Source organism: Sphingobacterium sp. E70, assembly GCF_019285695.1.
Lineage (GTDB): Bacteria > Bacteroidota > Bacteroidia > Sphingobacteriales > Sphingobacteriaceae > Sphingobacterium > Sphingobacterium detergens.
Genome location: NZ_CP079104.1, coordinates 1,724,841 through 1,750,749, shown reverse-complemented (window position 1 = coordinate 1,750,749; position 25,909 = coordinate 1,724,841). Strand labels below are relative to the sequence as shown.

Annotated in this window: 47 protein-coding genes; 3 read left to right on the top strand and 44 right to left on the bottom strand. The window is 41.0% G+C overall.

Going from position 1 to position 25,909, the window contains the following annotated elements; genetic code table 11:
* Positions 1–2: 2 nt before the first annotated feature.
* The 6 genes from KUH03_RS12725 to KUH03_RS12700 form a co-directional block, all read right to left on the bottom strand.
* The gene (locus tag KUH03_RS12725) at positions 3–317 is read right to left on the bottom strand and encodes an FtsX-like permease family protein (RefSeq protein ID WP_257093845.1); all 315 of its coding nucleotides are present in this window, start codon (positions 315–317) and stop codon (positions 3–5) included.
* An 85-nt stretch (positions 318–402) separates the two neighbouring features.
* Positions 403–699 (bottom strand): hypothetical protein, encoded by a 297-nt coding sequence (locus KUH03_RS12720; protein WP_257093838.1) that lies wholly within the window; start codon positions 697–699, stop codon positions 403–405.
* On the bottom strand, positions 696–947 hold the full coding sequence (locus KUH03_RS12715) for a hypothetical protein (protein WP_257093836.1): 252 nt from the start codon (positions 945–947) through the stop codon (positions 696–698). Before KUH03_RS12715 ends, KUH03_RS12720 begins: the two co-directional genes overlap by 4 nt.
* Positions 923–1,189 carry a hypothetical protein gene (locus KUH03_RS12710; RefSeq protein ID WP_257093834.1) on the bottom strand — a complete coding sequence of 89 codons (267 nt, stop codon included), beginning with the start codon at positions 1,187–1,189 and terminating at the stop codon, positions 923–925. The genes KUH03_RS12715 and KUH03_RS12710 overlap by 25 nt, the downstream gene beginning before the upstream one ends.
* Before the next feature lie 405 nt (positions 1,190–1,594).
* Positions 1,595–1,774: a hypothetical protein gene (locus KUH03_RS12705; RefSeq protein WP_257096931.1), complete on the bottom strand. Its 180-nt coding sequence runs from the start codon at positions 1,772–1,774 to the stop codon at positions 1,595–1,597.
* Between the two features lie 435 nt (positions 1,775–2,209).
* Positions 2,210–2,995 carry an FtsX-like permease family protein gene (locus tag KUH03_RS12700; RefSeq protein ID WP_306429737.1) on the bottom strand — a complete coding sequence of 262 codons (786 nt, stop codon included), beginning with the start codon at positions 2,993–2,995 and terminating at the stop codon, positions 2,210–2,212.
* Between KUH03_RS12700 and KUH03_RS12695 the strand changes: the two genes are divergently transcribed.
* Complete coding sequence (locus KUH03_RS12695; protein ID WP_257093830.1) at positions 2,913–3,101, top strand: hypothetical protein; 189 nt, start codon at positions 2,913–2,915, stop codon at positions 3,099–3,101. The genes KUH03_RS12700 and KUH03_RS12695 overlap by 83 nt on opposite strands.
* A 335-nt stretch (positions 3,102–3,436) precedes the next feature.
* Here the strand turns inward: KUH03_RS12695 and KUH03_RS12690 are convergent, their stop codons facing one another.
* The 8 genes from KUH03_RS12690 to KUH03_RS12655 form a co-directional block, all read right to left on the bottom strand.
* Positions 3,437–3,631 (bottom strand): hypothetical protein, encoded by a 195-nt coding sequence (locus tag KUH03_RS12690; protein WP_257093827.1) that lies wholly within the window; start codon positions 3,629–3,631, stop codon positions 3,437–3,439.
* Entirely contained in the window at positions 3,628–3,963 is a 336-nt protein-coding gene (locus KUH03_RS12685) for an ABC transporter permease (RefSeq protein ID WP_257093826.1), read from the bottom strand. The genes KUH03_RS12690 and KUH03_RS12685 overlap by 4 nt, the downstream gene beginning before the upstream one ends.
* 92 nt (positions 3,964–4,055) lie before the next feature.
* Positions 4,056–4,328 carry an ABC transporter permease gene (locus tag KUH03_RS12680; protein WP_257093824.1) on the bottom strand — a complete coding sequence of 91 codons (273 nt, stop codon included), beginning with the start codon at positions 4,326–4,328 and terminating at the stop codon, positions 4,056–4,058.
* Positions 4,289–4,981 carry an ABC transporter permease gene (locus tag KUH03_RS12675; protein WP_257093822.1) on the bottom strand — a complete coding sequence of 231 codons (693 nt, stop codon included), beginning with the start codon at positions 4,979–4,981 and terminating at the stop codon, positions 4,289–4,291. The genes KUH03_RS12680 and KUH03_RS12675 overlap by 40 nt, the downstream gene beginning before the upstream one ends.
* Positions 4,978–5,193, bottom strand: coding sequence for a hypothetical protein (locus KUH03_RS12670; RefSeq protein WP_257093820.1), 216 nt, complete (start codon positions 5,191–5,193; stop codon positions 4,978–4,980). The genes KUH03_RS12675 and KUH03_RS12670 overlap by 4 nt, the downstream gene beginning before the upstream one ends.
* A gap of 14 nt (positions 5,194–5,207) precedes the next feature.
* Positions 5,208–5,573 (bottom strand): ABC transporter permease, encoded by a 366-nt coding sequence (locus KUH03_RS12665; protein ID WP_257093819.1) that lies wholly within the window; start codon positions 5,571–5,573, stop codon positions 5,208–5,210.
* 176 nt (positions 5,574–5,749) lie between these two features.
* Positions 5,750–6,313, bottom strand: a complete 564-nt coding sequence (locus KUH03_RS12660; RefSeq protein WP_257096929.1) for an ABC transporter permease — start codon at positions 6,311–6,313, stop codon at positions 5,750–5,752.
* A 525-nt stretch (positions 6,314–6,838) separates the two neighbouring features.
* Positions 6,839–7,063, bottom strand: a complete 225-nt coding sequence (locus tag KUH03_RS12655; RefSeq protein ID WP_257093817.1) for a helix-turn-helix transcriptional regulator — start codon at positions 7,061–7,063, stop codon at positions 6,839–6,841.
* A 434-nt stretch (positions 7,064–7,497) separates the two neighbouring features.
* On the opposite strand from KUH03_RS12655, the gene KUH03_RS12650 reads away from it, so the two are divergent.
* Complete coding sequence (locus KUH03_RS12650) at positions 7,498–7,734, top strand: hypothetical protein (RefSeq protein WP_257093815.1); 237 nt, start codon at positions 7,498–7,500, stop codon at positions 7,732–7,734.
* Positions 7,735–8,020: 286 nt separating this feature from the next.
* On the opposite strand, the gene KUH03_RS12645 is transcribed toward KUH03_RS12650, so the two are convergent.
* Genes KUH03_RS12645 through KUH03_RS12615 form a run of 7 tightly spaced genes read right to left on the bottom strand, consistent with a single transcriptional unit; the run spans position 8,021 to position 12,925 of the window.
* Entirely contained in the window at positions 8,021–8,368 is a 348-nt protein-coding gene (locus KUH03_RS12645; RefSeq protein WP_257093813.1) for an ABC transporter permease, read from the bottom strand.
* Entirely contained in the window at positions 8,362–9,366 is a 1,005-nt protein-coding gene (locus tag KUH03_RS12640) for an ABC transporter permease (protein WP_257093812.1), read from the bottom strand. Before KUH03_RS12640 ends, KUH03_RS12645 begins: the two co-directional genes overlap by 7 nt.
* The gene (locus KUH03_RS12635) at positions 9,333–9,584 is read right to left on the bottom strand and encodes an ABC transporter permease (RefSeq protein ID WP_257093810.1); all 252 of its coding nucleotides are present in this window, start codon (positions 9,582–9,584) and stop codon (positions 9,333–9,335) included. Before KUH03_RS12635 ends, KUH03_RS12640 begins: the two co-directional genes overlap by 34 nt.
* The gene (locus tag KUH03_RS12630; protein ID WP_373564809.1) at positions 9,554–10,171 is read right to left on the bottom strand and encodes an ABC transporter permease; all 618 of its coding nucleotides are present in this window, start codon (positions 10,169–10,171) and stop codon (positions 9,554–9,556) included. Before KUH03_RS12630 ends, KUH03_RS12635 begins: the two co-directional genes overlap by 31 nt.
* A gap of 54 nt (positions 10,172–10,225) precedes the next feature.
* Positions 10,226–10,411 carry a hypothetical protein gene (locus KUH03_RS12625; protein WP_257093806.1) on the bottom strand — a complete coding sequence of 62 codons (186 nt, stop codon included), beginning with the start codon at positions 10,409–10,411 and terminating at the stop codon, positions 10,226–10,228.
* Positions 10,412–10,438: 27 nt separating this feature from the next.
* Positions 10,439–11,545 (bottom strand): ABC transporter permease, encoded by a 1,107-nt coding sequence (locus tag KUH03_RS12620; RefSeq protein WP_257093804.1) that lies wholly within the window; start codon positions 11,543–11,545, stop codon positions 10,439–10,441.
* A 48-nt stretch (positions 11,546–11,593) separates the two neighbouring features.
* Positions 11,594–12,925 carry an ABC transporter permease gene (locus tag KUH03_RS12615; protein ID WP_257093802.1) on the bottom strand — a complete coding sequence of 444 codons (1,332 nt, stop codon included), beginning with the start codon at positions 12,923–12,925 and terminating at the stop codon, positions 11,594–11,596.
* A gap of 601 nt (positions 12,926–13,526) precedes the next feature.
* On the opposite strand from KUH03_RS12615, the gene KUH03_RS12610 reads away from it, so the two are divergent.
* The gene (locus KUH03_RS12610; RefSeq protein ID WP_257093800.1) at positions 13,527–13,760 is read left to right on the top strand and encodes a fibronectin type III domain-containing protein; all 234 of its coding nucleotides are present in this window, start codon (positions 13,527–13,529) and stop codon (positions 13,758–13,760) included.
* Between the two features lie 35 nt (positions 13,761–13,795).
* Here KUH03_RS12610 and KUH03_RS12605 read toward each other — a convergent pair whose 3' ends face one another.
* The 23 genes from KUH03_RS12605 to KUH03_RS12500 form a co-directional block, all read right to left on the bottom strand.
* Positions 13,796–14,770: an ABC transporter permease gene (locus tag KUH03_RS12605; RefSeq protein WP_257093797.1), complete on the bottom strand. Its 975-nt coding sequence runs from the start codon at positions 14,768–14,770 to the stop codon at positions 13,796–13,798.
* Positions 14,767–15,657 carry an ABC transporter permease gene (locus KUH03_RS12600; protein WP_257093794.1) on the bottom strand — a complete coding sequence of 297 codons (891 nt, stop codon included), beginning with the start codon at positions 15,655–15,657 and terminating at the stop codon, positions 14,767–14,769. Before KUH03_RS12600 ends, KUH03_RS12605 begins: the two co-directional genes overlap by 4 nt.
* A 76-nt stretch (positions 15,658–15,733) precedes the next feature.
* On the bottom strand, positions 15,734–16,177 hold the full coding sequence (locus tag KUH03_RS12595; RefSeq protein WP_257093793.1) for an ABC transporter permease: 444 nt from the start codon (positions 16,175–16,177) through the stop codon (positions 15,734–15,736).
* A gap of 50 nt (positions 16,178–16,227) precedes the next feature.
* Positions 16,228–16,509 (bottom strand): ABC transporter permease, encoded by a 282-nt coding sequence (locus KUH03_RS12590; RefSeq protein WP_257096928.1) that lies wholly within the window; start codon positions 16,507–16,509, stop codon positions 16,228–16,230.
* 32 nt (positions 16,510–16,541) lie between these two features.
* A complete protein-coding gene (locus KUH03_RS12585) occupies positions 16,542–16,706 on the bottom strand; it encodes a hypothetical protein (RefSeq protein ID WP_257093791.1) in 165 nt (54 codons plus the stop codon).
* Positions 16,703–17,440: an ABC transporter permease gene (locus KUH03_RS12580; protein WP_257093790.1), complete on the bottom strand. Its 738-nt coding sequence runs from the start codon at positions 17,438–17,440 to the stop codon at positions 16,703–16,705. The genes KUH03_RS12585 and KUH03_RS12580 overlap by 4 nt, the downstream gene beginning before the upstream one ends.
* A 25-nt stretch (positions 17,441–17,465) precedes the next feature.
* Positions 17,466–18,032, bottom strand: a complete 567-nt coding sequence (locus tag KUH03_RS12575) for an ABC transporter permease (RefSeq protein WP_257093788.1) — start codon at positions 18,030–18,032, stop codon at positions 17,466–17,468.
* Positions 18,033–18,095: 63 nt separating this feature from the next.
* Positions 18,096–18,278: an ABC transporter permease gene (locus KUH03_RS48560; protein ID WP_373564706.1), complete on the bottom strand. Its 183-nt coding sequence runs from the start codon at positions 18,276–18,278 to the stop codon at positions 18,096–18,098.
* Entirely contained in the window at positions 18,203–18,415 is a 213-nt protein-coding gene (locus KUH03_RS12570) for a hypothetical protein (protein ID WP_257093786.1), read from the bottom strand. Before KUH03_RS12570 ends, KUH03_RS48560 begins: the two co-directional genes overlap by 76 nt.
* Positions 18,412–18,624 carry an ABC transporter permease gene (locus tag KUH03_RS12565; RefSeq protein ID WP_257093784.1) on the bottom strand — a complete coding sequence of 71 codons (213 nt, stop codon included), beginning with the start codon at positions 18,622–18,624 and terminating at the stop codon, positions 18,412–18,414. Before KUH03_RS12565 ends, KUH03_RS12570 begins: the two co-directional genes overlap by 4 nt.
* Positions 18,625–18,653: 29 nt before the next feature.
* On the bottom strand, positions 18,654–19,022 hold the full coding sequence (locus tag KUH03_RS12560) for an ABC transporter permease (protein WP_306429555.1): 369 nt from the start codon (positions 19,020–19,022) through the stop codon (positions 18,654–18,656).
* Positions 19,004–19,438, bottom strand: a complete 435-nt coding sequence (locus tag KUH03_RS12555; protein WP_257093780.1) for an ABC transporter permease — start codon at positions 19,436–19,438, stop codon at positions 19,004–19,006. The genes KUH03_RS12560 and KUH03_RS12555 overlap by 19 nt, the downstream gene beginning before the upstream one ends.
* Entirely contained in the window at positions 19,435–19,884 is a 450-nt protein-coding gene (locus tag KUH03_RS12550) for a hypothetical protein (RefSeq protein WP_257093777.1), read from the bottom strand. Before KUH03_RS12550 ends, KUH03_RS12555 begins: the two co-directional genes overlap by 4 nt.
* Before the next feature lie 11 nt (positions 19,885–19,895).
* A complete protein-coding gene (locus tag KUH03_RS12545) occupies positions 19,896–20,426 on the bottom strand; it encodes an ABC transporter permease (RefSeq protein ID WP_257093775.1) in 531 nt (176 codons plus the stop codon).
* 101 nt (positions 20,427–20,527) lie between these two features.
* Positions 20,528–21,034 carry an ABC transporter permease gene (locus tag KUH03_RS12540; protein WP_257093773.1) on the bottom strand — a complete coding sequence of 169 codons (507 nt, stop codon included), beginning with the start codon at positions 21,032–21,034 and terminating at the stop codon, positions 20,528–20,530.
* A gap of 35 nt (positions 21,035–21,069) precedes the next feature.
* On the bottom strand, positions 21,070–21,894 hold the full coding sequence (locus tag KUH03_RS12535) for an ABC transporter permease (protein ID WP_257093771.1): 825 nt from the start codon (positions 21,892–21,894) through the stop codon (positions 21,070–21,072).
* Positions 21,840–22,202, bottom strand: coding sequence for a hypothetical protein (locus KUH03_RS12530; RefSeq protein WP_257093770.1), 363 nt, complete (start codon positions 22,200–22,202; stop codon positions 21,840–21,842). The genes KUH03_RS12535 and KUH03_RS12530 overlap by 55 nt, the downstream gene beginning before the upstream one ends.
* Entirely contained in the window at positions 22,199–22,666 is a 468-nt protein-coding gene (locus tag KUH03_RS12525) for an ABC transporter permease (RefSeq protein WP_257093768.1), read from the bottom strand. The genes KUH03_RS12530 and KUH03_RS12525 overlap by 4 nt, the downstream gene beginning before the upstream one ends.
* A 78-nt stretch (positions 22,667–22,744) precedes the next feature.
* A complete protein-coding gene (locus KUH03_RS12520; protein WP_257096926.1) occupies positions 22,745–23,131 on the bottom strand; it encodes an ABC transporter permease in 387 nt (128 codons plus the stop codon).
* Positions 23,035–23,433, bottom strand: coding sequence for an ABC transporter permease (locus KUH03_RS12515; RefSeq protein ID WP_257093766.1), 399 nt, complete (start codon positions 23,431–23,433; stop codon positions 23,035–23,037). Before KUH03_RS12515 ends, KUH03_RS12520 begins: the two co-directional genes overlap by 97 nt.
* A 22-nt stretch (positions 23,434–23,455) precedes the next feature.
* Complete coding sequence (locus tag KUH03_RS12510) at positions 23,456–24,169, bottom strand: ABC transporter permease (protein ID WP_257093764.1); 714 nt, start codon at positions 24,167–24,169, stop codon at positions 23,456–23,458.
* Between the two features lie 68 nt (positions 24,170–24,237).
* On the bottom strand, positions 24,238–24,516 hold the full coding sequence (locus tag KUH03_RS12505) for a hypothetical protein (RefSeq protein WP_257093762.1): 279 nt from the start codon (positions 24,514–24,516) through the stop codon (positions 24,238–24,240).
* 812 nt (positions 24,517–25,328) lie between these two features.
* Complete coding sequence (locus tag KUH03_RS12500) at positions 25,329–25,661, bottom strand: ABC transporter permease (protein WP_257093760.1); 333 nt, start codon at positions 25,659–25,661, stop codon at positions 25,329–25,331.
* Positions 25,662–25,909 lie beyond the last annotated feature (248 nt).

Below are 25,909 nucleotides of genomic sequence, written 5' to 3'. Positions count from 1 at the left end.
GGTTAGTAAAGCATTTCGGAATGTTCCTTTTTAAGTATTGCCGATAATCCGCCTTTGAGCAGATTGACGGATTTGAAACCTGAAAGAACGATGGCCGGGTATATTGCCGAAAGGATTGTTGTTAATAGTACAGCGACACAGAGTTGGATAATGGTTTCAGAACTTAAAATATAACTTCTCAGATCATCATTGAACCATCTTTGTAATATGTTCCCCGTAAGTGCCAAGGTAATGAAACTCAATACTGCAGCACTGCTGGTCAGTATAAACACTTCCAATAACAATTGCCTTACGATAGCCCAGCGCGAACTTCCCAATATCTTTTGAGGGCAAGCTCTTTAAGACGTTGATCGGCTTGCGCCATAATCATGTTGGCGAAATTGGCGGAGGCGAGCAGGAGGATCAATAGGAAAGAATACCGATAATCCACGTCATGATGTAGGCCGTGTTGCTTCCGGTTTTTGGTCGCAGGTGCAGGTTGGCCAATGGATCTAAGTAAATCTTGCCTTTGGCATAAGCGGAAGAGCGTATTTTATCTTTTGGGGCGATTTCCTTGTGATAAATTGTGTTGATCTGATCGGTCAACTTAGCGATATCTGTACCCGGTCTGACCTGAATAAAAGTCTGGTATAAAAAAGGATTATTTTCAGCAAAGAGATCCTGTGGTTCACGGATAAAAAGAAGGTCGTAATCAATCATCGAAAGATCGTGCTTTTGATGGTACCGTAAATCATCTCACGCATTCCCAGATCAAGGCTCATAGACGGAATGGAATGCGGGCTGTCAAATGTTAAATCCTCCTTTTTGAAAAGCTGTTCGGCAATAGGACTTTTGACCATGGTCGCGTCCTTTTGATCTTTGTTTTTGTAGAGCGGTCCGTTGGCATTTTCTACCTGAAAGATCCGCGCAGCCGAAGAATCAATTAATGCAGCATTTTTGATAAGCACCGTCTTCTCCCGAATAGTGGGTAGCTACCATAGTTGTAAACCATTTTTCTACCGGCATATACAATATCCGGTAAATTCTGTTTTAGCAACGGAGCAAGGGAAGGCGAGGTTTCGTCCGTAAAAGCACCTTCTGCTTCCAGACCAAGCTGATAGATTTCCTTATAGTTTGGATTCCATTTATCAAAGCTTGTTTCCCGATTGATGTATTGATAGGAAAGGATAAAACCGGTAAAACCCAGCATCAATCCGATAATGTTCAAGAACGTGAACCCCTTATTTTTAAGAGCTTACGCCAAGCCAGTTTGAAATCATTTTGTGTCATGTTGTAAGGTTTTATGTTTCGGTCTCTTCTGTATCAAATCCGCCGCTATGAAAAAAATACAATCCTCTTGCCATTGTTTTAAAGTTTTTATTATGAGTTTGTTAGGTGGTGTCGTGTACTTTTTGATGTTCGATTTCGGACAGTTTTCGTTCGCAATCGAACATTCATCGCCCCCTTAGCCATTGGTTCATTGCCCACCACGCAACAGGCAAGGCAATGACCAAGGCAACAAACACCAATTTTTAAGATCTTCTGATTTTATTCATCCCTTAGGCTATCGACCGGATTGGTCCGATAGCCTTCCATGTTTGATAACTAATGGTACCTAAGGCGATGAGGATAGCCCCATGCCCGCCAGAATAAAGTACATCCAGTTGATATCTATTTTATAGTTGAAGTCTCTGAGCCATTGGTTCATTGCCCACCACGCAACAGGTGAGGCAATGACCATGGCAACAAACACCAATTTTATAAAGTCTCCAGACAGCAGTTTCAGCAATCTCATCGTACTGGCGCCAAGCACTTTCCGTACACCGATTTCTTTTGTCCGCTGTTGTGTCACATAGGTGGCAAGTCCAAAAGACCAAGGGCAGCCACAAAAATGGCGACGATTGCAAAACAGCTGAATATATTTTTCGTCCGTTCAACATCTTGATAAAGGGAAGCAAAGCCCTCATCCAAAAAGCTGTAATTGATTTTTGATTAGGTGCAAATTTGTCCCATACGGTATTTATGTCAGCCAAAGTTTTAGCCATATCAGTTGACTTGGTCTTGATCGAAAGGAGCGATGGGCTGCTGGCCAAGGTCATACAGACAGGGACATATCCCTCACCTTTTAATGATTCAAAAATAAAGTCATCGACAACGCCAATAATTGTCCATGTTCTTCCGTTTGTAATCTGTGCACCGATTGGATTACCTTTAATACCCAGCGTTGTGATCATTTTTTATTGACGATGGTACCACTACTATCGGAAGCAATCTGTGGATTAAAATTTCGACCTGCGATTAATCGAAGTCCAAAAGTGGAAACGTAATTTTCATCAATATTCCAGAATTGTCCAGCTTCTGGCAGTTCAAGGCCTTCTTTTCCCTTAGCCCAAAATGGGTTGCCATTACGTTTTACACCATCCAATGGCACTGGGAGATAATCACTTATGGATACATTGCTCACAGCCGGAATGGCTTTCAGTTCATTTCTCAGGTTTTGTACTTCTGAGGTAATGCTATTTATGCCACGGAGTACAATGACTTGATCCTTATTGAAGCCAATATCTTTGTTGAGCATATAGCTGATCTGTTGATTGGCGATCAAGGCAGAGATCATCAGGATGATGGAGGTTGCAAATTGGAAAACAACAAGCCCATTACGCAATAGTGCTGTTTTTGGGTTGGAACTTGATTTACTTTTTAGGGCATTGATCGGTTGAAATCCAGAGAGGTATAGCGCAGGATATATACCAGCTATGCCGCCTATGGTCAACATGGTTAAGATCAAAGAAGGTATAAAGTACCATGTTGCCCAAGGGATAACTAAGGTCTTATTGGCCAAACTATTAAAAAGAGGTAGTAATGTCCAAGCTAGTAAAAGACCAATAATTAAAGAAATTAAGCTGTAACATACCGCCTCAGTCATAAATTGGGTGATTAAAGTACTTCGACTGGATCCAATGGTTTTGCGTATACCGATCTCTTTAGCTCGTGTTGCGGCATTGGCGGTAGACAGATTAACAAAATTGATGCATGCGATCAGTAGGATGAAAAATGCAATCCCGGCAAACCCAGACCATTTTGATATCACCCTGATATTGCGTCGCCATGGCGTATTCTAAAATATTTTTGGAATATAAATGCATGTCCAATGCATTTTGAAGTAACACCTTGATTGCATGGTTTCCGGGGATATTTTCATTCCGTTTTTTTGTTGATCGGAATGTAATGATCCTCGACATAGTTCTTTGAAATATCATGTTGTGCCGTTCCGAGATCCGTATTTTCTTTAAGCTTAACGTAAGTGATGTAATTCGTTGCTCCCCAGTTGTTTTGTTCACCTTGGTAAAAGGTTCACCGGCAAGCGAGATAAAATAATCATAACCATAGAGGCTTGAATTGCTTGGTACATCATCAATAACGGCTGTGATATTGTACAGAACGTTCTTGTTATTGTTCAGATAGATTGTTTGCCCAACAGCATTTCCCTTGAAAAACTTCTGCGCTTTACTTTTGTAATGACCAGGCTATTGGGTTTGTCTAAAGCATGATTTAACTGTCCTGCCATAATCGGGAGTGGAAACATTTCCAGGATAGACTGATCAACATAAACGAAACCTGCGTCTAAGTGATTCTCGGCGTTGCCATTCACTGTGAAGAGGTTACTCCCTGCGCCAAATAAAGTGTTGGGGAGCACCCGCCCGACTGATTCAATACTAGGTATTTCGGCCTGGAGGGTCTTAGCAGCGGGGCCGGAAATGAAAGATACTGCACTGATTTGTCCCCGTCCGGAGCTTGAATAACTAGACGAAATACACGGTCCATATCCGGATACATCCTATCATAGCTTTTTTCATGTCTGATGTACAGTAAGATGAGTATACAGATTGCAACGCTAAATGCAAAACCACCAATCTTGATGATTGAGTAGAGTTTGTTGTTGGTCATGTTCCGCCAAGCAATCTTTAGGTAATTTCTGATCATAATAATAAAATTAACATGTTGACTTTATTCATCCCTCAGACTATCGACCGGATTGGTCCGGATAGCCTTCCATGTTTGATAACTAATGGTACCTAAGGCGATGAGGATAGCCCCATACCCGCCAGAATAAAGTACATCCAGTTGATATCTATTTTATAGTTGAAGTCTCTGAGCCATTGGTTCATTGCCCACCACGCAACAGGTGAGGCAATGACCATGGCAACAAACACCAATTTTATAAAGTCTCCGGACAACAGTTTCAGCAATCTGAGGGAACTTGCGCCAAGCACTTTCCGTACACCGATTTCTTTTGTCCGCTGTTGTGTCACATAGGTGGCAAGTCCAAAAAGACCAAGGGCAGCCACAAAAATGGCGACGATTGCAAAACAGCTGAATATATTTTTCGTCCGTTCAACATCTTGATAAAGGGAAGCAAAGCCCTCATCCAAAAAGCTGTAATTGATTTTTGATTGGGTGAAAATTTATTCCATACCGTGTTAATCCCGTTTAGGGTCTCCTGTAAGTTTTCGGGCTTAACTTTAATAGAGAGGAGTGATGGATAACCCCGCAATACCATACATAAGCCAGCGTACCCTTTCCCTTTTAACGATTCAAAAATAAAATTGTCCACAACACCGACTACTGTCCAAGTATTGCCATTGGTTATTTTTGCCCCGATGGGATTTTTTAATCCCAGGTCGTCCGCTAATTTCTGGTTGATGATCGCAGCGGTACTGTCGGTAGCCATTTTGGGATCGAAATTTCTACCCTTCGTCAATTGCAATCCGAAGGTCGCAAGATAATCCTGGTCAATCTCCCAAAACTGCCCTTGTGTCGCCATATCGACCTCTCGTCTACCTTCATTCCAAAAAGGATTGCCATTTCTTTTGGCGCCATCAATGGGGACAGGGAGGAAATCACCTAGGGAAACGGAGCTGACATTTGGAATGGACTTTAATTCATTCTTAAGACTAAGGATCTGATTTCCCAATGTACCAACGCCACGCAGGACGATCACCTGTTCTTTTTGAAACCCAGGTCTTTTTCCAGGATATAGCGTATCTGTTGATTGGTCACCAGGGCGCTTACAATGAGGATGATGGAAGTTGCAAACTGAAAAATGACAAGACCATTTCGGAATAATGATGATTTGGCTCCCGCGATCTTATTTTTCAATGCAGCAATCGGTTTAAATCGGGATAGATACAAGGCTGGGTAGATTCCGGCCAAGCTGCCGATGAAAATTATCGCCAGCAATAAAGATGGGAAAAAGTATGGGGATGTCCAGGAATGGTCAATGACTTATTGGCGAGATTGTTGAATATGGGTAATAAAACCCAACTCAGCAATAGACCAACGAACAAGGATAATACACTATAGCAAATCGCTTCGAGCAAGAATTGTCCGATCAACAATGTCCTCGTCGAACCAATTGTTTTCCGGATACCGATTTCTTTGGCTCGTGTAGCGGCATTGGCCGTGGACAGGTTGATAAAGTTGATACAGGCAATTAGCAGTATAAATAGCGCTACAGTGGCAAATGTCCAGACCATACGGATATCGCCTCGATTCAGTGTACTGACTTTATCATCATCAATATCCGTAGACATTAAATGGATGTCAAGTGCATTTTGTAAGTTGATTTTTACCTGCTCGAATACAGGATTGAGCTTACGACCTGATTTTTTTGTATTCAGGCAAATAGTGCTCTTTATAGTTTTTTAAGATCTCTTTTTCTGTTTGTTCAATGTTGACCTGTGGTTTTAATTTAACGTAGACCGTGTAATTATTGCTGAGCCATTGGTTTTGTTCGCCGGGGTAAAAGGTTCCCCAGCAAGAGACATAAAAAGCTATAACCGGCCAGCGTAGAATTTTGTGGGATGTCTTCGATGACACCAGTAATGGTATATAGTTTGGATTTGTTATTATTTAGATAGATAGTCTGTCCGATAGGATCAGTTTTGAAATATTTTTCGGCTTTACTTTTCGTAATGACCAATGTGTTGGGTTGATCCAATGCGTGGGCAAGCCTGCCTGAAACCATAGGTGTCGGAAACATGTCCAGAATAGATTGATCAACATACACAAAGCCATCGTCGTAGAAACTTTGCGGATTATCGTTCAGGGAGAGCTGGTTACTTCCAGCGCCAAATAAAGGATTGGGAAGTATCCGGCCCGTTTGTTCTATGGATGGAATTTCAGCTTTAAGTGTTGGGGCAACGGGTGCCGAAAGTGACACCCAACGTTCTATTTTACCTTCGATCGGAAGCTGAACGACCAGACGATAAATTCGATCCATCGTTGGATAAAATTTGTTGTAACTCGTCTCTTGCTTGATGTAAAGTACGATGAGAATACAGATTGCGATACCAAAAGCAAATCCTCCGATCTTTATAAAAGAATAGAGTTTATTTTTTTGCCATATTTCGCCAAGCGATTTTAAGACTATTTGCTATCATAACAATACTTTTTTAAGGTCTTATTGATCCGTAATCGACCGGTCAATCTAGACATTATACTGAAGTCAATTGTATTGCCACTTTATTAAGTTGTTGATTTTTAGGTTTTTGTATTGTTTATTGGATTTTATGTCTGTACGATATCGAACAGTTTTACGTCCAATACCGCACAGATTATTCCCGCGATGTGATATCCCTTCTTTTTTATATCCATCGGCATCAGATGATTTGTGCCAAGCAATAATCATGTTTTCCCATGTGTGACCTTTGGCTTTATCTTTTCGAATGATTTGGTGTTTCCGATTTTTAAGGATGAAATTTATAAGAGGTACTGGTGAATTGGCAGGAAATAGGAGGAAGCAATAACATCTCGTAGTTTTATGCGCATAACTGCATAAAATTACGAGATGTGGAACTTAATTCTCAATTTCTTTCAGTTGGAGATGTTCGCAAAGTTCGAGCATCATTTTGGCCGGGTCCGTATCGATGGCTAGGGCAATTAAGTACATTTCATCTAAACGTAATTTAGCCGTCTCAGTCATGGTTAATTCATTGATCCTCGCTTTACTTAATCCTGTTTTGCGAGCAATCTGGGATTTATTTACAGATTTCTTCGCTAAAAATTCGCCTAGTTTTGTCATCGTATTATTTTATTAATCTGTCCTTTTGTATAGATAAATATAGATAATGTTATTTTTATTTATACAAATGTTTTTGTTTTTGAGATGTTTTCTATTTCTTTGTATTGAAAATCTATACTATTTAAATGTGCCGAAGATGAAAATAGCAAAATTCAAAAAACAAAAGTGTATAGGAGAAAATGTGAAGAGTTAGATATATTAATCTATTATCGCATGCTGCTACAGCGTATTTCGCGGCACCTGTCACCCGAGGAAGTTTCCTTTTTAATGGGTAAACCATTGGATTTTATGAGTAAAATTGAGAGGTTTAAACTCAAACGAATTTTTGTTCATGATTTGGTTACCATGTATCATGTACTAGAAATAAATAGTATGAGTGCCATGATGCCTCTGGGGTAGAACTATCTTCACAAAAAAACTTATATGAATTGCATGTGACTACATTGGCTGACAGGGTTATTTACGACATGTATAAAGTTGATGTTGAGCAGGATCAGAAAGTAATCGAATTTAAGTTAATCGACGCTCTTCATGATATTGACCACTATAAAAATTCTACAGCAGAAGAAGTGAAAAAGATAAATGCTTTTTTGGATGAGCAAATTGATGCAGGATATTTTAATGAGGAAAAAGACCTGATGAAATACATAACTTCTGCTGTGTTAAGCTAGAGAAATATATAGATCCTAAAAACCTGATGAAGGTGCTAGATGATTTACTTAATTGGTCTGATGAACGCAAAATTGTTCGGAAGAAATCTAAATATGGTTTTGCGTATGTTTTAGCTGACTGCGAAAGACCCGACTAAAAAGAATAAGCAATTTTGGTTATCACTGTGAATAACCAAAATTGCTGCAAAGATCCTAAGCCGTAGGTACATCAATTATAAACTTCCATTCCCAATCGGTTAATAATAAATGCACTTTTGAACGTCAACAACCTACGGCTTATTTTTTCTTATTCATCCCGTAAACTATTGACGGGATTGATACGGGCTGTCTGGAAGATTCGGACAGCGATAATCGCTAAGGTCATCAAACCGATAAACATTCCGGTGAAAACAAATAGCGCGATCGGAACATCAATATGATAGTAGAAGTTTTCCAGCCATTTGTGTGTAAACCACCATGCGATTGGGAAAGCTATTAGAATAGCGATCAGCAGAAGTATGATAAAGGATCTGGAAATCATATAGGTGATCGTATTTACCGAAGCACCAAGCACTTTGCGGATACCAATTTCTTTTACTCTTCGTTCTAATGTATAGATGGCAATAGCCACAATCCCTAAGATTGCAATCAGCATGCTGGAACCCGTAAAAAGTGCCAATTGCTGGTACTGTTTTTTTCTTTGTTATATTGATGCTGTACCTGATCTTCCTGCCAGTTGATCTGTGCGATCCGGTTAGGGAAAAACTTGTTCCAGGTACTGTTTACCAAGGCTAAAGCTTCCTTTTTCTTCCCTTCTTCTACACGGATAAGCATACAGCCGCCTTCCCATTCTTTTTGTGCCTTAATCGCAAAAGGACCGATCGGAAACTTTAAACTCGCTCCGTTAAACTCTTTAAATACACCCACTGGTGTATTGTTTAGAGGCTCATTGCTCTTATTGAGTTTTAAAGACAGCCGCTGGGCGGTTCCTTCGGAGACGAGCATATTTGTAAATACACGCTGTCCGGCATGTACCGAATCCGTAAAGGGTCTGTCCAGCGCATAGTCCGCGCTTAAAGGCCGACCATCAAGGAGCTTTATACCCATGGTTTTGATGTAATCATAATCCGCATAAACAAATACAACCGGGAGTTCTTCGTTCGGATTACTGGGGTCTTTTACTGTTTTAAAATCCACACTACCACTAAAGGGAGTCCAGCCTGTGAGGCTGACCGAGGAGATGTACGAATTTTTTAATAACTCCTGTTTGAAGGCCTGATCCTTTCCTTCCCAAGAGGTATAATTGATGGCCATGAGATTTTTGGGCTCGTAACCAAGATCTTTGTTGTATAGATAATGCAATTGCGCCCGCATGGACATCATACAGATCGCTACGATAATGGCAATGGCAAACTGGACAACCACCAGTACTTTGGTAAATGCCATATTTAGCGGAAGTCTAAAGAAAGAAAGCTGCTTCCGAAGTTCCAGTGATGGCTGTGTTTTTGATAGTGACAGGGCCGTAGGTAAACTACAAAGCCAGCCCAGAACGATCCAAATGGATAGTAGTCCAACAAACATAAATAAGGAATGCTGGTAGCTCATGGTCAATGGATGTTCTAAATAGTGTTCAAATGCTGGACTGATAAGCACATACACAAAAATGCAATCAGAAAAGAGCCGACAAAGAGTATGGTACTTTCTAGGCCCATTTGTAGGATCAGATTTTTTCGGCTTGCCCCCAACACTTTGCGGATACCGATCTGCTGTGTGCGTTTGAGCGCATGGGCGAAGCTCAGGTTAATATAATTGATACTGACCAATACAAGGATCAAGATCGCTATTCCTGCCAGCAGATAAATATCTTGCATGGGATTCTCCCATCCTGTGATACTTTGTAAGTGTATATCTTTGATGGGTTCGATAAAAGATTGTGTCCTTTCAGCCAATCATCCAGTTTCTGCGTATTATACCACCTGTTTATTTTGGTTGAAAGGCTGTTAACATCGGTTGTACTTTTGAGCAGTAGAATTTGTGTCTGTAGCGAACCGCTTTTTTCAGGATTGAATTCATGCACCTTAGGCATCAACACGAGGGCTTCTGCCTGAAAGGAAGAATTATGGGGCATATCCTCAATAATGGCATTGACATAATAAGCTTCGGGTTCACCTTCTTGAGGTTTATTGTAGAAGGTGCTACCGAGCGCGTCTTTGCCGCCGAAGTATTTTTGTACCGCAGAGGCTGTTAATGTGATGTTTTTTGCTCCGGCAATAACTTGTTTTGGGTTGCCTGCGATGATTTTTGTGTCAAAAAGATTGAAAAAACCGCTGTCGATTTCCAAGGTACTGATTTCGGTAAACTGGTTTGAGCGCTTGTTTATTGTTAATTTTGGTGAAAATGAATTGATTGAAGTATAACCAAGTACTTCTGGAAAATTAGCTTTTAGTGCCGCAGATATACCTTGGGGGCGCCAGTAATACTGTTCGTGAAATTTTTTGTTTTTCTTTAGGCACTATTCGCATTCGGTAGAGTTCATTGAATTGCTCCACTGTCTGTCGTAGGATAGCTCATCAACGACAAGCGAACTGATTAACATAAATACCAGCAACGCAATGGTTAAACCAATGAGGTTTGATAGCGAATAGATACGATTGTGCATCAATGTCCGCCAGGCGGTTTTAAGATGGTTCTTTATCATACTGTTTATATGGATTGGTTACTTACATTATTCATCCCTTAATTTTTCAACTGGATTAAACCGGGTCGCCCGAAATACGATAACGCCTACCAATAGGCCAAGTACGCTCAGCAGTATGCCCAGCGGCAACAGGTAGGTAAATGCATTGATTTCTATCCGGATGATATAGTTCTGTAGCCAATGTTGCATCAGCATATAGCTAGATGGGACTGTAACCAAAACCGCTAACAGAAATATGCCATAGTATTCCTTCGAAAATAACAGGATCAAATGTGCTAATGAGGCACCCAGTACTTTGCGGATACCTACTTCCTTGTTACGGAGATGGATCGATAGGGAGATTAGGCCGGTCAACCCCAATACAACGATTAAAAGTGAAACAGCACTCGCAATCTGAGCTGCCCGGTGCAGTTGCAGTTCCGTTTCATATAAACCTTTGATGCGGTCATCCATAAATTGATACTTAAATGGTGCATCAGGCATTAATTCTTTCCATTTCTTTTCCAGCCCTTGTACCGCGCTGGACAGTTGGCCCGGTTTTAAACGGATACTCAGGTATCGGTATTGGAAATTTTCATGGATATCTGTCCAGACAATAGCTGGAGATGCCCGGTGAAGAGAATTTGCGACAAAGTTATCGGTGACGCCCACAATGGTCATCTTAACATTTGGGTCGTTCAGGGCGATCTGTTGACCGATTGCACGCTCGGCATCACGGATGCCAAAATCTTCCATGGCTTTCTTGTTGATCACAACGGATCTATTCGTGGTATTTGTCACCGCATTTTTGGGTAAGAAGGTACCCGCCAATAGGGGTATTTCATAGGCTTCCAGAAAATAACTGTCACTGTTAATCCGTTGCACCTGTACCTCTGTATCGTTGTTATTGCCAAAAGCCGGTTGCATATTGAAACCTAATAGTCCCGGTGTCTCATAGGAAAGGCTCACGGACTTAACCGCTGATTCCTGCAGCAGCTCATGCCGAATGGCCTCCATTTTCCGGATACCAGTTTCGACCAGTCCCTTGGTGCCTGTACCGTCAATAGATAATCTTTGTTGTATCCTAAATTGCTGCTTATAAATAGATTGACCTGTTTGGAGATAATTAGGTACAGACCAACAGGAGCAGTGCAACAGCGAACTGAAAGAACAATAGCACTTTTCGAACCAATTGCTTGTCACCTAATGCGGAGAACTGATTTTTGACCGAGGGAAGTATCTTGATATTGACAGTTTAATTGCTGGGTATAATCCCGCCAGCATACCGATCACTAACGTCAATAGCCCCAATAAACCGAAAAAATAGCCCGGTAAATTGATTAAAGAGGGGAGCTCGCGCATCAGTACATGTGCAAATAAAGGGCGTACTATGCTATAGATGGGCAGACTGATCAATGCTGCAATAGCTACGATAAGGATATATTCTGTCAACAACTGTTTTACCAATTGTGGTCTGGAAGAGCCCATAATTTTACGCACACCGATTTCCTTCAACCGCGTAATATGCTGTGCAATACTAAAATTGATAAAGTTGATGATCGCCATGACCAGAATAAAAACAGCAATCCAGATTAGGGTCTGAATCATCTTGCGGACAGCGCCCTGATTATCGTCTAGATAATAGCTTTTCAAGGGTTTTAAATTGGGGCTGTACTGACTGGCGAATTCCTTATCGGTATTTTTGTGAACCAGCGTTTGAATCGCCGCATCCAGTTGTTGCGTCGTCACTCCAGTTTTCAATTCGAGATAACCGGCGATGTAAGGATTATTCCAGTTATCCAGGGATCTGCCGAAATATTCTTCGTTGGCAATGGGCAGAAAAATATCCGAGTGCATATCCTTTGTCAGATCCATGACCGCATTTTGTATTGCAGTTTTTATGACAGCAGTAATTTCAAAATCATGCTTTTCGCCTCTGAAATTTTTAATCTGAAGGGTTTTTCCCAGCACATTTACTTTTCCAAAATATTTTACAGCAGCCTGGTCAGTGATCACCACAGAAAAGGGATTATTCAGTGCGGTCTTGGGATTTCCTGCTAAAATTTCAAAACCAAACATGGTTAAAAGGCTGGGATCACCGAGGGCCATTCCTTCTTCGTGGATCGTAGCTCCATTGGCGATAATACCTGTCAGTCCATCGATACGATAATAGTTGGCCACCAAATTTGGATATTCTTCATACAGGGCTTTGGGGAGCGCTCCGATTGTGGTCAAATTGATCCCAAATCCTTCCTTCTTATACTTGCTCTGCAATAGAAATTGCTGATCTATATTTTTGATCTTGCTATTTACCTGTTGAACATCCCAGACATAAGCCCCGACCAGTAGTAAAAAGGTAATGCCAAGGGTCAATCCAACTAGGTTGATCAGGTTTTGAACTTTTTCTTTCGAATATTCCGCCAGGCAATCTTGAAGTTTGTAAAAGTCATTGTCACTCGTATAAAGTTTATTTCCATCACCGCAAATAGATTGGCTGCAGGCTTTGGTTTTTGCTAATTTTGTGTACGATAACACAAATCCTTAGCCAAGCCTGTACATTATTGATTGTTAGTTTGTTAAAATGGATTTTGTCGAGTGAACTGTCCGAAATCGGACAGTCATTGTACACCTGCGAACACCTCAGTCTGGTTGATTCATCGAACGGAAATTAAATAAGCAGACAGGTAAGCAGGAATAATCAAATGGAATACTGTAAGAATATAGCAGCAATTGGCTGCATCAAGTGAACAGTTCCGTTTTATAGAATATACATTCTGGTTTTCAAGAGGAGAATCGTCTTATACCAAATAACTATTTTCTGTTTTTTACTTGAGAGGGGAGTTCCCCATTAAGAAAAGGAACCGGTAAATGAGGTGTTCAGTTCTTTCAATGTGATTTGTACGATGCTTAATTTGGAAGCGCTGACATCATATTGGTTTTATACGTGCTATACTGATCCGTAATCAAAAAGAACTGAACTGGCGTATGTACTGAAAGAACTGGCTAAATATGTAGATACGATCGCCAATGCGGATCCGACGATTATTTTAGCAGCAGGTTACGCTGTCAGAAAACCCAAGACTTCCTATGGTGGGGTGGTTCCCAAAGCGGGCAACTAATTGCTCGTCCCGAGGAGGTGGGCAGTGGGCGCGTGAAGCTAAAAACACAACGATGGCGGGGAGCACGCATGTATCAGTATCAATTCCGCGTCAAAGGTCAAAATGTAGACTGGAACACACGGCTCTGTTCGAAAAGTAGCTGTATTATCGATGGGTTGGAGTCCTTTCGGGAATATGAATTTAGGGTCTCCTATATCGGAATAGACCCGACTCCAAATTATAGCGATATCATCAGCAGTTATGTACTTTAATCAGGATTTATTCGAATATGGGACAGCTTCCTTTCCTATTCGTCCCTTAAACTATCAATAGGATTGGCTGTAGCGGCTTTTATAGATTGTAGGGATACCACGGCAATCGTTAAAATAAGCCCAACACAAAAAGCCAATACAAAGATCCACCAGCCCATACTGATCCGAAATGGGAAATTGTCCAGCCAGCGATTCATAAGATAATAAGCCAGTGGTGCCGCAACTACAAAGGCGATGGTTATCCATTTGAAGAAATCTTGTGACAATAATACAATAATACCCGTTACCGAAGAACCTAACACCTTCCGGATTCCGATTTCTTTTGTTCGTTTCAGGATATTGATGGAGAGCAATCCTAGAAAACCGAGCATACTGATGCTTATCGCGACGATAGCAGCGATCCAGATCAGTTTTTCCAGTAATGCTTCTTTCTTGTAGAGCTGAGCAATCTGCTGATCATAGAATTTATATTGGAACACTTCATCGGGATACCAGTTTTTCCATTGTTGTTCCAGATCTTTCACGAGCAGCTGATGATCGGTACCTTTTAGTTTAATCGCTACATTTTTTAACCGTGTTTCATTATACCCAATTACAGTAGGGGAGATGGGTTCGTTCAGCGAATTGGTGCTAAAGTCTGCAACAACGCCTACTATTGTTCCCGCTTGTTCTTCGTTCAGCCCGCCGGCGTTTAAAGACTTGCCGATAATGTCATTGGGATCTTTAAAGCCCAATGCAGTAGCCATATTCTTGTTGATCAGAAATTCTGGCTTCTGCGGATTGTCATTGAAATTTCTTCCTGCCAATAATTTGATGTTGAATGTGTTGATATAAGCAGAATCCCCGATAGCGTATCGGGCAGGCCATTTCTCCCATTCCGTTCTGTTGTCAAACTGGATGGTTCCGCCCCAGACCTTTTCAGATGAAGGTGGATTGTCGCTAAAAGTATAGGATTGAATATCGGTTCTATTGCTGATGAAATGAGCGATTTTCGCTTTTGATTGGATCATTTTTTTGTGAACGGAAGCAGGATAACCTGCTCCCTGTTGAATCCAATATCTGTGTTTTTGAGGTGATTTACCTGTAAGACAATAACGAAAGTGGCAATCAGCAGCGTCATGGCGATCACATTCTGAAACACAATTAGCGTTTTGCGGCTAAAACTCCAGGGACCTATGGTAAGCTTTTTCAGTGCCTGCTGGATGTTCATCTGGTTGACGAAAATCAGCGGATAGACGGAGGTCAACAGGCTGGTTAAAATCCAGATAATACCAATGATCGCTATAAATGACAGCGGTTGTACAATCTGTATGGGTTCATTTGGAAAAAGAGCCTGATTTGCCCAATTGGAAAAGATCAGCAATAAAACTAAGGCAAAGATAACAGCTGCAGCGGTCAGGATCAGGGTTTCGATCAGAAACTGAATATACAGCTGTCTTTTGGAACTACCCAATACCTTTCTCACGCCCATTTCTACGCTACGGTTCATTTGTCTGGCAAAGGTGATGTTGCTATAATTGACCAAAGCCATGATACTGATTCCGATTGCAATTGCGACCAGGATATTCAGCAGTGTACGTTGTGTTCCCTTGCCGTAATCTGTGTCAAAATGGTAACTTGTCAATGGCAGGAGTTTATAATTGAATGTTTGTAGTACATCTTTGTGCCAGTACTTGGCAACAAGCGTACGAATGGCCTGCTCGACGGTATTTTTATCGGCTGCGTTTTTTAAGGTGACAAGAATATTATTATTTGAGTTGGAATAGCCCCAATTGGTAAAGAATCCATCTTCTTGAGGGATCTGCCATAAGGTAGCCACAGAACTTTGTGAAAAATAGACTTCTGAGCGGAAGTCAGAATTTTTGCTGCTGTCATCGATAATACCCACAACTTTCACGGGGAATTTGCTGTCGACCAGGATCGTTTTGCCCAGGGGTTATCGTTATTAAAATAAGTTTTGGCAATTGTTTTGGTCAAAGCGACGGTGTTAGGCTGATCCAGATCTTTTGGGGATCCCTCCAGCCAGGGAAATTTAAGGTGTTGAAATATTCTGATGAAACAAAAGCTGCTTTACCTTCTGTTTTATACAATTGGTCCCCTATCCGCAGCGTCAAGTCTTTATTATCCATATACAATGCTGTTCGTTCCACTTGTGGAATTTCACGTGAAATAGCGTTGTACATGGCATAGGCTCCGCCTTTGCTATGCTCGACCTGCTCTAGTTTGAGATCCTGTACGACTAGAAAGGTGCGATCTTTATCGGTATGAAACTGATCAAAACTATATTGGAAGCTGTTATAGCTATAGATAAATAAGCTACATGCAATTGCCAAACCTAAACCAGCAATTGTTAAAAAGGTATAGTAGTTATGTTTCCATAGTTGCCGTAGCGCTGATCTGAAATATGTTTTAATCATAATTTTATTGTGTTGCGTTTACAATATCACCGTTTTGGTCGTCTTGGCGGTTATTCCTCCCGCAGGCTATCAACCGGATTTGCTACAGCTGCTTTGATGGCCTGAGAACTGACTGTCAGCAGTGCGATCAGTACAGCAAGTAGCCCTGCAACGGCAAACATCCACCATTGTATTTCAATGCGGTAAGCAAAATTCTCCAGCCATTTGTACATCGCCCACCAGGCTATCGGTGAAGAAATCACAATAGCGATCAGGACAAGTTTTATAAATTCTGCCGAAAGCATTTTTGTAATACCTGGAACAGATGCGCCGATGACCTTACGGATACCGATCTCTTTCTGGCGCTGGTTTGCCGTAAAAATAGCTAATCCAAATAAACCCAGACAAGCGACAAAATCGTCAGTCCGGCGAATATGCTCAACAATTTTCCGGTTTTGACTTCGGTCTGATAGGTTTGGGCATAGCGCTCATCGAGGAAAGAATAATTGAATGGAATATCGGAAGGGAAGGCATCGTATTCCGCTTTCAACTTTGAATTAGCGCCTCGGTATCTTTTGTCTCTGTTTTGACAATCAGACTCCCAGCTTGATCGCCCAATACCATGACTAAGGGCGAGATGGGTTCGTGTAACGATTTAAAATGGAAATCTTTGACAACACCCACGACACGATAGGTTTTATTATCCTTATTGGTCAATGTATGGCCAAGGTTTTTTCCTTTCCAGCCCAGATCTTTTGCTGCGGTTTCATTCACGATAATGGATAAGGTATCGTTACCAAAAGCCTTTGAAAAATTTCGGCCCTCATGAAGCTGCATACCCATTGCAGCAATATATTCCTCGTCTACATCATAACGTAGTGTTTTGACCCATTTTTCGGTGTTTCTGTCGGGATAGACAAAGAAGTTATTGTTGTTGGTTTCTCCAGCGGGTAGGTAAGATGAGCGGGAAATATGCTTGATACGGCTATCTTCGGATAACAGTTTGACGTACGTTTTTTCGTTTTTGCCCAGGGGCCAGCTCTGGATCACAATGACATTCTCTTTCTCATAACCTAATTTGATGTTCCGCATATAATCGAGCTGTCGGACGACAACTACGGTACAGAAAATGAGCCCCATGGAAATAATAAACTGAAAGACCACAAGGCTGCTCCTGAGATTGAACCGTTTTGTAGATCGCAACAAACGTCCTTTTAATACAACCAAAGGGTTGAATGCCGCTAGATATAAAGCTGCATACGTACTCGAAAATAGACCGACCAATAAGCCGAATGCGAGCAGGAGGGGATTATTTTGGCGAAATTGAGTTGATGGATTGCAATAGATTTACCCGATAATTGATTAAATAGGGAAGAGCCAGTAAAACAATTCCGACGGCCAGAAACAAGGCCAAATAGGTCAGCAAAATGCCTTCAGATAGGAACTGACGGATCAGACTTTGCTTGTCAGCACCGAGGACTTTCCGTACACCTACTTCCCGACTTCTCCGGAAACCACTTGCCGTTGATAGGTTCATAAAATTGATCGTCGCGATCAATAGCATAAACAGCGCTATAGCACTAAAAATATAGATATACCGGATATCACCTGATGGACTTAGATCGTAGCCAAAATTGGAATGCAGGTGGATATCAGTCAAGGGCTGTAAATAGAGACCTATTGTATTGCCTGATTTTTTGTAATCCTCATAGCTCATTCCGAATCCAGCCATAAACTGAGCGCCAACATGTTTGTCAAATAAGGTCGCTAAGTTTTTCTCTAGATTTTTTAATGAGGTATTTTCTGCGAGCAGCGCATAAGTATAATACTCGGATGTCATCCAGGAATCTGAACGGGAGTCTTCCAGTGCCGCCATTGAGGTGAAAATATCAAAATGGAAGGGAGTTCCTGGGAATATCCTTCATTACCCCAGTAATTTTTAGGATATTTTGATCACCTTTATGGCGAGATCCCGACCTACGACGTCTGTTGTTCCAAAATATTTGCGTGCCATGGATTCAGATATTACCGCGGTATAGGGCATCTTCACGGCGGTATTCGCATCACCTTTGATAAGAGGCAAGGTAAATATTTTAAAGAAGGAGGCATCCACATAGGCCATCTGTTCATCACGAAAACCTTATCGCCAACCGTAAATAAGGGTGCTCCACCTTGTCGCAAACGTGCTGTTTCCTGTACTTCGGCTAATTCAGCCTTCATTGTGGCTGCCACAGGTGGCATGACATGTGCCTCATTCATCGTTCCCCTTGTACCGTACCCCGAAAGACGACACGTACAATACGATCTGCATTTGTATTGAACCGATCAAAACTGAACTCATCCGCGACATATAGGCTTATCAGTAAGCAGATCGCAATCCCCAAGGCTAACCCGGTGATATTGATGATCGAGGTGGAAGAATTTCTTCTTAGATTCCGCCACGCTATTTTTAGATTGTTCTTTATCATAATGGGATCGTATTGGTTTGTATTATTGGTTATTCATTCCTCAGACTATTTACCGGATTGCTAAGTGCGGCCTTAATGGCTTGATAACTTATGGTTGCCATACTGATTAATATCGCCAATAGCCCCGCAATCACAAAATAATACCATTGGATCTGGATGCGGTAGCTATAATCCTGCAACCATTTGTCCATTATCCACCAAGCGATTGGTGAGGCGATCAGAATAGCAATAATCACTAATTTAATAAAGTCTACCGACAGCAATGAAGTTACCTGTGTCAAACTTGCCCCAAGGACCTTGCGAACTGCGATTTCTTTCATACGTGTCTCAGCCATATATGCGATCAGAGCGAGTAGACCAAGACAGGAAATAAAGATGGTCAAGCCTGAAAATAGCATTGAAATCGTCCCGATAGATTGTGTTTCTTTAAATTTAGCTTCAAAATTTTCGTCGATGAATTTATACTCAAATGGATATTCCGGATTGAATTTTTAAAGATGGCTTCGATGGTTTTCAAGTTCGCCGCAGTGCTGTTGTTTGGATTTAAGCGATAGTGGACATTGGTAAACCAGGATTTAGGCCCAAAGATGACCATTGGATAACCTGCCGAAAAAGGAGATTCCGTGATAAAATCTTTAATTACTCCAACGACGATCCAGTCCTGACCGTCACCGTTTATCGTTTGCCCAAGGGGATGCTGCAAGCGCATCTGTTTGACGGCTGTTTCAGACAGTAACATGGCATTACTATCTGTTGGGTATTTGTATATATCTATATCTCGTCCAGCAACAAGTTTAAAACCCAGCGTTTTCACGGCATCGGCATCGGTACTGAAACGGTCAAAGGAGATTCTTTATCGCTCTCCGTACTGCCCTGCCAAGAGAAGCCCCAGCCATTGCTGTAGCGATCCGTGACTGGGGACATATTTTTTGTCACCGAGAGCACGGCATTGCTGGCCAACAATTCATTTCGAAGAGTCTGGTAGATCTTTCCACCGTTAAGTTTGCCCGTAAATCGGGTTGCAGCAAGCCCATTGTCGTTATAACCGCGGTCCCGATCCTTGGTATGCTGGATCTGTTGCGAAACGATGACGGTCGCTATGACCAAGATAATTGCGAGGCTGAATTGGACGACAACCAGGATAGAGCGTACACTGATCCCTTTGTTGTATGTGTTCAATTTCCCTTTTAATGTTTTCAGAGGTTTAAAGGAGGAGAGAAAAAATGCGGGGTAGCTTCCTGCCAATACTCCAGTCAACAACGTGAAGCCAATTAAGAATAACCAGGTATCACTGGACAGGATGGAGATGGTAAGGTTTTTTCAACCAGATCATTGAAGGCTGGGAGAACTAATACGATGGCTACGAGCGCGAGTATCATTGCTCCAATACTGATCAGGATACTCTCGACAATAAATTGTAGAATAAGACTTTTTCTTTGTGCACCGACTACTTTACGCACGCCTACCTCTTTGGCTCTTCTCTCGGAGCGGGCCGTGCTGAGATTCATGAAGTTGATACAGGCAACAAGCAAAATAAAGACACCGATCCAGGTAAATAAATGAACTAACTGGATCCGCCCTGCAGTATAAGCACCATTTTCGCTTTTGTTGTAGAGATAAGTGTTTTTGTATGGAAATGCAAAGATTTCGTTTGTTGACTTGATTTCGTTATCCCCTACATTGATATGGTTCTGGCTAAAAAGTCTAATTTTAGCATTGAAGTTTTCCAATGTTGTCCCTTCCCGTAATAGCACATAAGTATAGGTTGAATTGTTAGACCAATTTTCATCTACGAAGCCCATTTTCTTGGCCAAATCCCATGATAGCAGATAATCAAACTGTATACTGCTGTAGCTGGAAGGATCTTTTACGATCGCCTGGACGGTGACTAAATACTTCGATTCTATTTTGATGGTTTTCCTATTGGATCCGTATCACCGAAAAGAGCCTTCGCATATTTTTCTGTAATGACAATTGAGTTTGCATCTTTAAGCGGATTGGTTTTATCTCCTTTAAGCAATGGATAGCTGAACATATTGAAGAAACCAGCATCGGCAAAAGTAGCGCTGGAAACAAGATTTTTATCCCCATAGCTTGTTAGAAATTTATCATCCTGCTCGATACGTGTAAAGCTTTCGATTTCGGGGAAATCACTTTTCAGTGTTGGCCCCATGATCTTAGGTGTATTTGTCCAGGCGTGTGATTCGCCTTGATAGGTATCGCGGTTACTGATAATATAAAGCCGATCACTTTTTTCATGAAACCTGTCCATGCCCAACATATTCTGCAACCATAGGGCAATAAGTAAGGCACCAGCCATACCGATGGCTAAACCAAAGATATTAATTGCCGAAAAAGCTTTGTTCTTCAGTAAATTTCGCCAAGCTACTTTGATGTATGTTTTAAGCATATTGTTTCTATTGAAATATGAGATAATGGATAATTTTATTCATCCCTTAATGTTTTTACCGGATTGTGATTTGCTGCTCTAATGGCTTGTGAACTTACTGTCACGAAGGCGACCAAAACGGTTGCAGCACCTGCCAGCGCAAAAATCCACCATTGTATCTCAATGCGATAGGAGAAATCTTGCAACCATTTGTTCATTGCCCACCAGGCAATCGGTGAGGCCAGCACAATGGAAATAATCACCAATTTGATAAAATCTTTGGAGAGCATAGTTGTAATGCCACTAACCGAGGCACCGAGTACCTTACGTATGCCAATTTCTTTGGTTCTTAGTTCTGCAATATAAGACGCTAATCCAAATAAGCCTAAGCAAGATATAAAAATCGCCAACCCCGAAAAGATGAATGCCAGTCGAGCTGTCTGTTGCTGATCTTTAAATTTACCCGCAAATTTTTGATCGACAAACTGGTATTCGAAAGGATATGCAGGGTTGAATTTTTTAATGATCTGTTCGATTTGTTTGAGCTGCTGATCCTGTACTGACGAGCCTGGATTCGTTCGGATAATTAAATTGTACAGGGATTTCTTGGTTGCATAGATGAGCATGGGTGTTACTGGATTGTAGGGCGAACCACTGATATAATCGTTTATAACTCCTACGATGGTATAGGTGGTACTTCCCCATTTTAAATAAGTTCCTACGGGATTTTTCAAATTCATTTCTTTGATGGCTGCCTCATTCAGGAGTACTGCCGAACTGTCTGCTGCTAGCCTAGCATAGTCGATATCCCGACCGGCAATAAGTTTTAATCCGAGTGTTTTGATAAGGTCACTTTCTGTTCTCCCCAGATTGAAACCCATTTTTTTCCTTGTTCCGGCGTTGAACCTTCCCAGGAAAAACCACCCCATGCGCTGCCAGCATTACTGGTTATTGATGACCCCGAACGTGTGACAGCAGTTGCAATTCCATTGTTGAGCAGCTCTGATTTAATTGCTTCGTAGTTTTTCCCCATATCGCCTTCCATGCCGATCTCTATCAATTGGGAAGTAGTATAGCCAACATCACGTTGTCCCGCATATTCAATTTGCCTCCGGACGACAATCGTGGCAATAATAAGTATGATAGCAACACCGAATTGAAAAATGACCAATAATTCACGGAAATTCAAAGCGATCTTTTTGATGAGCGAAATATCTTTAATGATTTTATTGGTTTAAAACCTGATAGCACAAACGCGGGATATAGTCCCGCCAGTATGCCAGTTAGAAAAATAAAACCGATCAACGCGAGCCAGATTGTTGGATCTGACAAAGCAAGTACCAACGGTTTATCAAATATTGTATTGAATAGGGGAAGGGTAAGTATTGCCAATGTGATCGCAAGTGTTCCTGAGATGATCGCCAATAATAAGGATTCTGTCAGAAATTGTGCGATGAGGTTGAAACGCTGTGCGCCCACAACTTTTCGTATAGCGACCTCTTTAGCTCTTTTTTGACTGCGCGCCGTACTGAGATTGATAAAATTGATACAGGCTATCAATAAAATTAATAATCCAATTCCAGTAACAAGTTTAACCTGGTCAATTTTTCCGCCAACAGGGATACCCTGTTCAAATTTCGAATACAGATGCATTTTGGATATTGGATACAGAAAAGGGATCCTCCCAATTCACTATTGGTCTTTTTCTTGATGATATCGATAAGCTTATTGTTAAAAGCATCTACATTGGTTCCTTTTTTTTAGTTGAATATAGGTCGTGAAGGCGATCGTATTCCAGTTTGGCGAATAACCTTCTGCATTTACCAAGGGTATGAGATAGGTAAAATCAAAATTTGTATTGCCTGGAAGGTCCTGCATGATAGCGGAGACTTTATAAGGCTCTTTATTGTCCAATATAATTGTTTGATCTAATGGATCCTTCTCCCCGAAGATACTTTTTGCCAGGCTTTCCGTCAGGATAATATTTCTTGTCTCTCCAAGAGCCTTATTGTTATTGCCTTTTAAAAGTTTAAAATCAAACATCTGAATAAATGCCGGATCGACTTCGTTGCCTTTGGATTTGATTTTTTTGTCTCCAAAAGAGAGTAGCTTGCTAATGCTCCAATAGATGCGTGCTGCACGCTCAACTTCGGATAATCGGCAATCAATGCTGGGGAGGCTTGTCCTGAAGTGTATTCTTGCAAACTGATTTTGCCTTCATCGTTACGGTTTTTGTTCAAAACCTTGTAGATGTTTTCTTTATCGCTATAAAAATTGTCAAACTGTAATTGGTTTTGCACCCATATGCCAATAATCAATACAGCAGTCATGCCGATGCAAAGTCCAATAATATTAATAATAGAATAGCTCTTAATTTTCCAAAGATTCCGCCAAGCGATTTTAATATGGTTTTTAAACATGTTATTTCTATTTTTTATAAAATTATTCATCCCTTAAACTGTCAATGGGATTTGTGACTGCTGCTTTTACTGTCTGAAAACTGATTGTAATAAAGGAAACCAGCAGTGCGCTTGATCCTGCGATAATAAATATCCACCAGTCCAGTGTAATGTGATAAGCAAAATTGTCCATCCAGCGATGCATGGCGTACCATCCCAATGGTATGGCGATCAAAAGTGCTGAACAAACTAGTATTATAAAGTCAAGGCTGAGTATCTTGACGATTTTGAATACGGAAGCACCCAATACCTTGCGGATTCCGATTTCTTTTACGCGTTGTTGCACAGCATAAGCAGATAGTGCGAATAATCCCATACAAGCAATGGCAATTGTAATAATCGAAAAGAGCTGCATGACTTTTGTCGTCTGTTGATCTTTTAAATAGAGTTTGCTATAGTCATCATTTAGAAAATGATACTCAAATTGATTTTTCGCATCAATATCTTTCACGACCGATTTCACCTGTGCTATTGCGTCCTGAATTGGTGTATTTGGGTTGAGTCGAATGAAAATATTACCAAAATAATAGTATTCGGGAAAAAGTACAATAGGCTTAATCTCATTGTGGAGTGAGGCAAAGTTAAAACTGGCAACAACTTGTTTAATACTGCCTTTACGGCCGTTTAAATTAATTTTCTTTCCGACTGCCTGTTGTGGTGTAAAACCCATTGCTGATGCCGCGAGTGTATTGATCACAAAACTATATTCCGGAGATGCGGTATCCCTTGCACGTAAAATATCTGTATCAGAAAGTGGATCGCCTGCTAGCGTTTTAATACGGAAGACTGATACAAAATCTTTTCAATAGGAATTGCTGTCACATTCATTTCAAAATCGGTTGGTTGGCCCTCAACTTCATTAATGCTATATCCGCCCTGAATATTGACCGGATTGTCATAGGAAGCAGTTACACCCTGAACACTATTGAGTTGCATCAATTTATCTTTTAATAATTGCCGCTCTTTGTCCTGCCATCCCTGCCCATCAATGACCAGCATATCCGTGCGGTCTAGTCCTGTATTTTTGGATTGTATAAATTGCATTTGACGTCCCGCAAATAGGGTACAGATGATAAAAAGATGGATATGCTGAATTGGAAGGTGACCAATACTTTGCTAAAAGAAATCCCGCTTTGTTTCTCCGCCAATTTCCGTTTGAAAATAGACATTGGTTTTGAGCTGGCAATGGAATAGGCCGGCCATCCACCAGAGATTAAAGTCAATATGATAAAAATAAAAACAGGATCGCATAGAACCTAGGATCTGTCCATACCGTTAATTGCATTTCGCTTCCCATGTACGAACTGAATACGGGCAATAATAGAAATGTAGCCAGCAAACCTAAAGAAAGGGAGAGCAATACCATCAAACTGCATTCTAAGAAGAACTGCAAGAAAATCGTTTTCGGGCAGCGCCTAAAACTTTCTTAACTCCAATTTCCTTTTTGCGTTCGATGGCATGTGCCAATATTAAATTTGTAAAGTTAATGCTCGTCAAGATAATAAGCGCAGCTCCTAGAGCCATCAAAATATAGATATATACCAGGTTGCCAGAACCCGCAGCCTTAGAATGCAGATGAATATCTATTAGTTTTTCGATTGAAAAGCTAAATTGATAACCTTGTTTGGTTGCCTCGGCAAATTTTGCTTTGGTGATCTGATCTAATTTCTGTTGAATGGCGCCAAAACTGTCTTTGTTTTTTAGTAGCGCGATGGTGATGTCATTTGCCGAAGACCATTCTGGTTGCTTGTAGCGTGCTAAATCTTTGTTGGAAAGAATGGCCGTGAAATTTATCTGTGTATTTGTCGGTAAATCTTGTATGACACCGGAGACTTTCCAGTTGACTTTATCGATAGTTAAGGTTTTCCCAGTGCAGATTGTTTTGGGAAATATTTTTCGGCTAGTTTTTTTGTCAGTACGATTTGATTCGGTTCGGTTAACGCATGTTTCGCGTCGCCCTCGATAAATGTATAGCTTAAAGTGTTAAAAAAATTAGGATCGGCGTACATCAGTTTTTTTTTTTCCTTCGTCGTTTCGTCTTTCGATTCTACATTTCCGGCCTTGGAATATTCGAATAATCGCGTCGCTTGTTCGATTTCGGGAAGCTCTGCTTGCAAGGTGGGAGCCAGTGCTGTGGGCGTTACACTGGAGTTTACCTCTTCGGTACTATTGGGTGCCTTATAGGTCAAACTGAAATAAGCTAAACGGTCGGCATTTGGAAAAAACGTTCATAACTTGATTCGTGAAAAATATAGGCTGCTAGTAACAGAAAGCAGGTAATGCCCAAACTTAGGCCAAACATATTTAATAAGGAAAAACCCTTATTTTTTTGATATTCCGCCAGGCAATTTTAAGGTAATTCTTAATCATCGTATTGAGTTTTTGACTTTTCCATAATTTTCTGTCCCGCAAAGTCGTTTATCTGGATAGATAGGCT

What these genes read in the sequence shown, in the direction of transcription:
- KUH03_RS12720 (WP_257093838.1), bottom strand. Translation starts at nt 699, where the DNA reads ATGATTGATTACGACCTTCTTTTTATCCGTGAACCACAGGATCTCTTT.
- KUH03_RS12710 (WP_257093834.1), bottom strand. Translation starts at nt 1,189, where the DNA reads ATGCTGGGTTTTACCGGTTTTATCCTTTCCTATCAATACATCAATCGG.
- KUH03_RS12705 (WP_257096931.1), bottom strand. Translation starts at nt 1,774, where the DNA reads ATGAGATTGCTGAAACTGCTGTCTGGAGACTTTATAAAATTGGTGTTT.
- KUH03_RS12685 (WP_257093826.1), bottom strand. Translation starts at nt 3,963, where the DNA reads ATGATCAGAAATTACCTAAAGATTGCTTGGCGGAACATGACCAACAAC.
- KUH03_RS12665 (WP_257093819.1), bottom strand. Translation starts at nt 5,573, where the DNA reads ATGTCTACGGATATTGATGATGATAAAGTCAGTACACTGAATCGAGGC.
- KUH03_RS12655 (WP_257093817.1), bottom strand. Translation starts at nt 7,063, where the DNA reads ATGACAAAACTAGGCGAATTTTTAGCGAAGAAATCTGTAAATAAATCC.
- KUH03_RS12645 (WP_257093813.1), bottom strand. Translation starts at nt 8,368, where the DNA reads ATGCTGATTGCAATCTTAGGGATTGTGGCTATTGCCATCTATACATTA.
- KUH03_RS12635 (WP_257093810.1), bottom strand. Translation starts at nt 9,584, where the DNA reads ATGCAAGATATTTATCTGCTGGCAGGAATAGCGATCTTGATCCTTGTA.
- KUH03_RS12625 (WP_257093806.1), bottom strand. Translation starts at nt 10,411, where the DNA reads ATGATAAAGAACCATCTTAAAACCGCCTGGCGGACATTGATGCACAAT.
- KUH03_RS12605 (WP_257093797.1), bottom strand. Translation starts at nt 14,770, where the DNA reads ATGATCCAATCAAAAGCGAAAATCGCTCATTTCATCAGCAATAGAACC.
- KUH03_RS12595 (WP_257093793.1), bottom strand. Translation starts at nt 16,177, where the DNA reads ATGATTAAAACATATTTCAGATCAGCGCTACGGCAACTATGGAAACAT.
- KUH03_RS12575 (WP_257093788.1), bottom strand. Translation starts at nt 18,032, where the DNA reads ATGGCGGCACTGGAAGACTCCCGTTCAGATTCCTGGATGACATCCGAG.
- KUH03_RS48560 (WP_373564706.1), bottom strand. Translation starts at nt 18,278, where the DNA reads ATGGCCTATGTGGATGCCTCCTTCTTTAAAATATTTACCTTGCCTCTT.
- KUH03_RS12570 (WP_257093786.1), bottom strand. Translation starts at nt 18,415, where the DNA reads ATGAATGAGGCACATGTCATGCCACCTGTGGCAGCCACAATGAAGGCT.
- KUH03_RS12565 (WP_257093784.1), bottom strand. Translation starts at nt 18,624, where the DNA reads ATGATAAAGAACAATCTAAAAATAGCGTGGCGGAATCTAAGAAGAAAT.
- KUH03_RS12560 (WP_306429555.1), bottom strand. Translation starts at nt 19,022, where the DNA reads ATGCTATTTTCAGGCTTGACCATCTTTATTTCCTGTCTTGGTCTACTC.
- KUH03_RS12545 (WP_257093775.1), bottom strand. Translation starts at nt 20,426, where the DNA reads ATGGGCTTCGTAGATGAAAATTGGTCTAACAATTCAACCTATACTTAT.
- KUH03_RS12540 (WP_257093773.1), bottom strand. Translation starts at nt 21,034, where the DNA reads ATGCTTAAAACATACATCAAAGTAGCTTGGCGAAATTTACTGAAGAAC.
- KUH03_RS12535 (WP_257093771.1), bottom strand. Translation starts at nt 21,894, where the DNA reads ATGGGTTTCAATCTGGGGAGAACAGAAAGTGACCTTATCAAAACACTC.
- KUH03_RS12525 (WP_257093768.1), bottom strand. Translation starts at nt 22,666, where the DNA reads ATGCATCTGTATTCGAAATTTGAACAGGGTATCCCTGTTGGCGGAAAA.
- KUH03_RS12515 (WP_257093766.1), bottom strand. Translation starts at nt 23,433, where the DNA reads ATGTTTAAAAACCATATTAAAATCGCTTGGCGGAATCTTTGGAAAATT.
- KUH03_RS12505 (WP_257093762.1), bottom strand. Translation starts at nt 24,516, where the DNA reads ATGCAATTTATACAATCCAAAAATACAGGACTAGACCGCACGGATATG.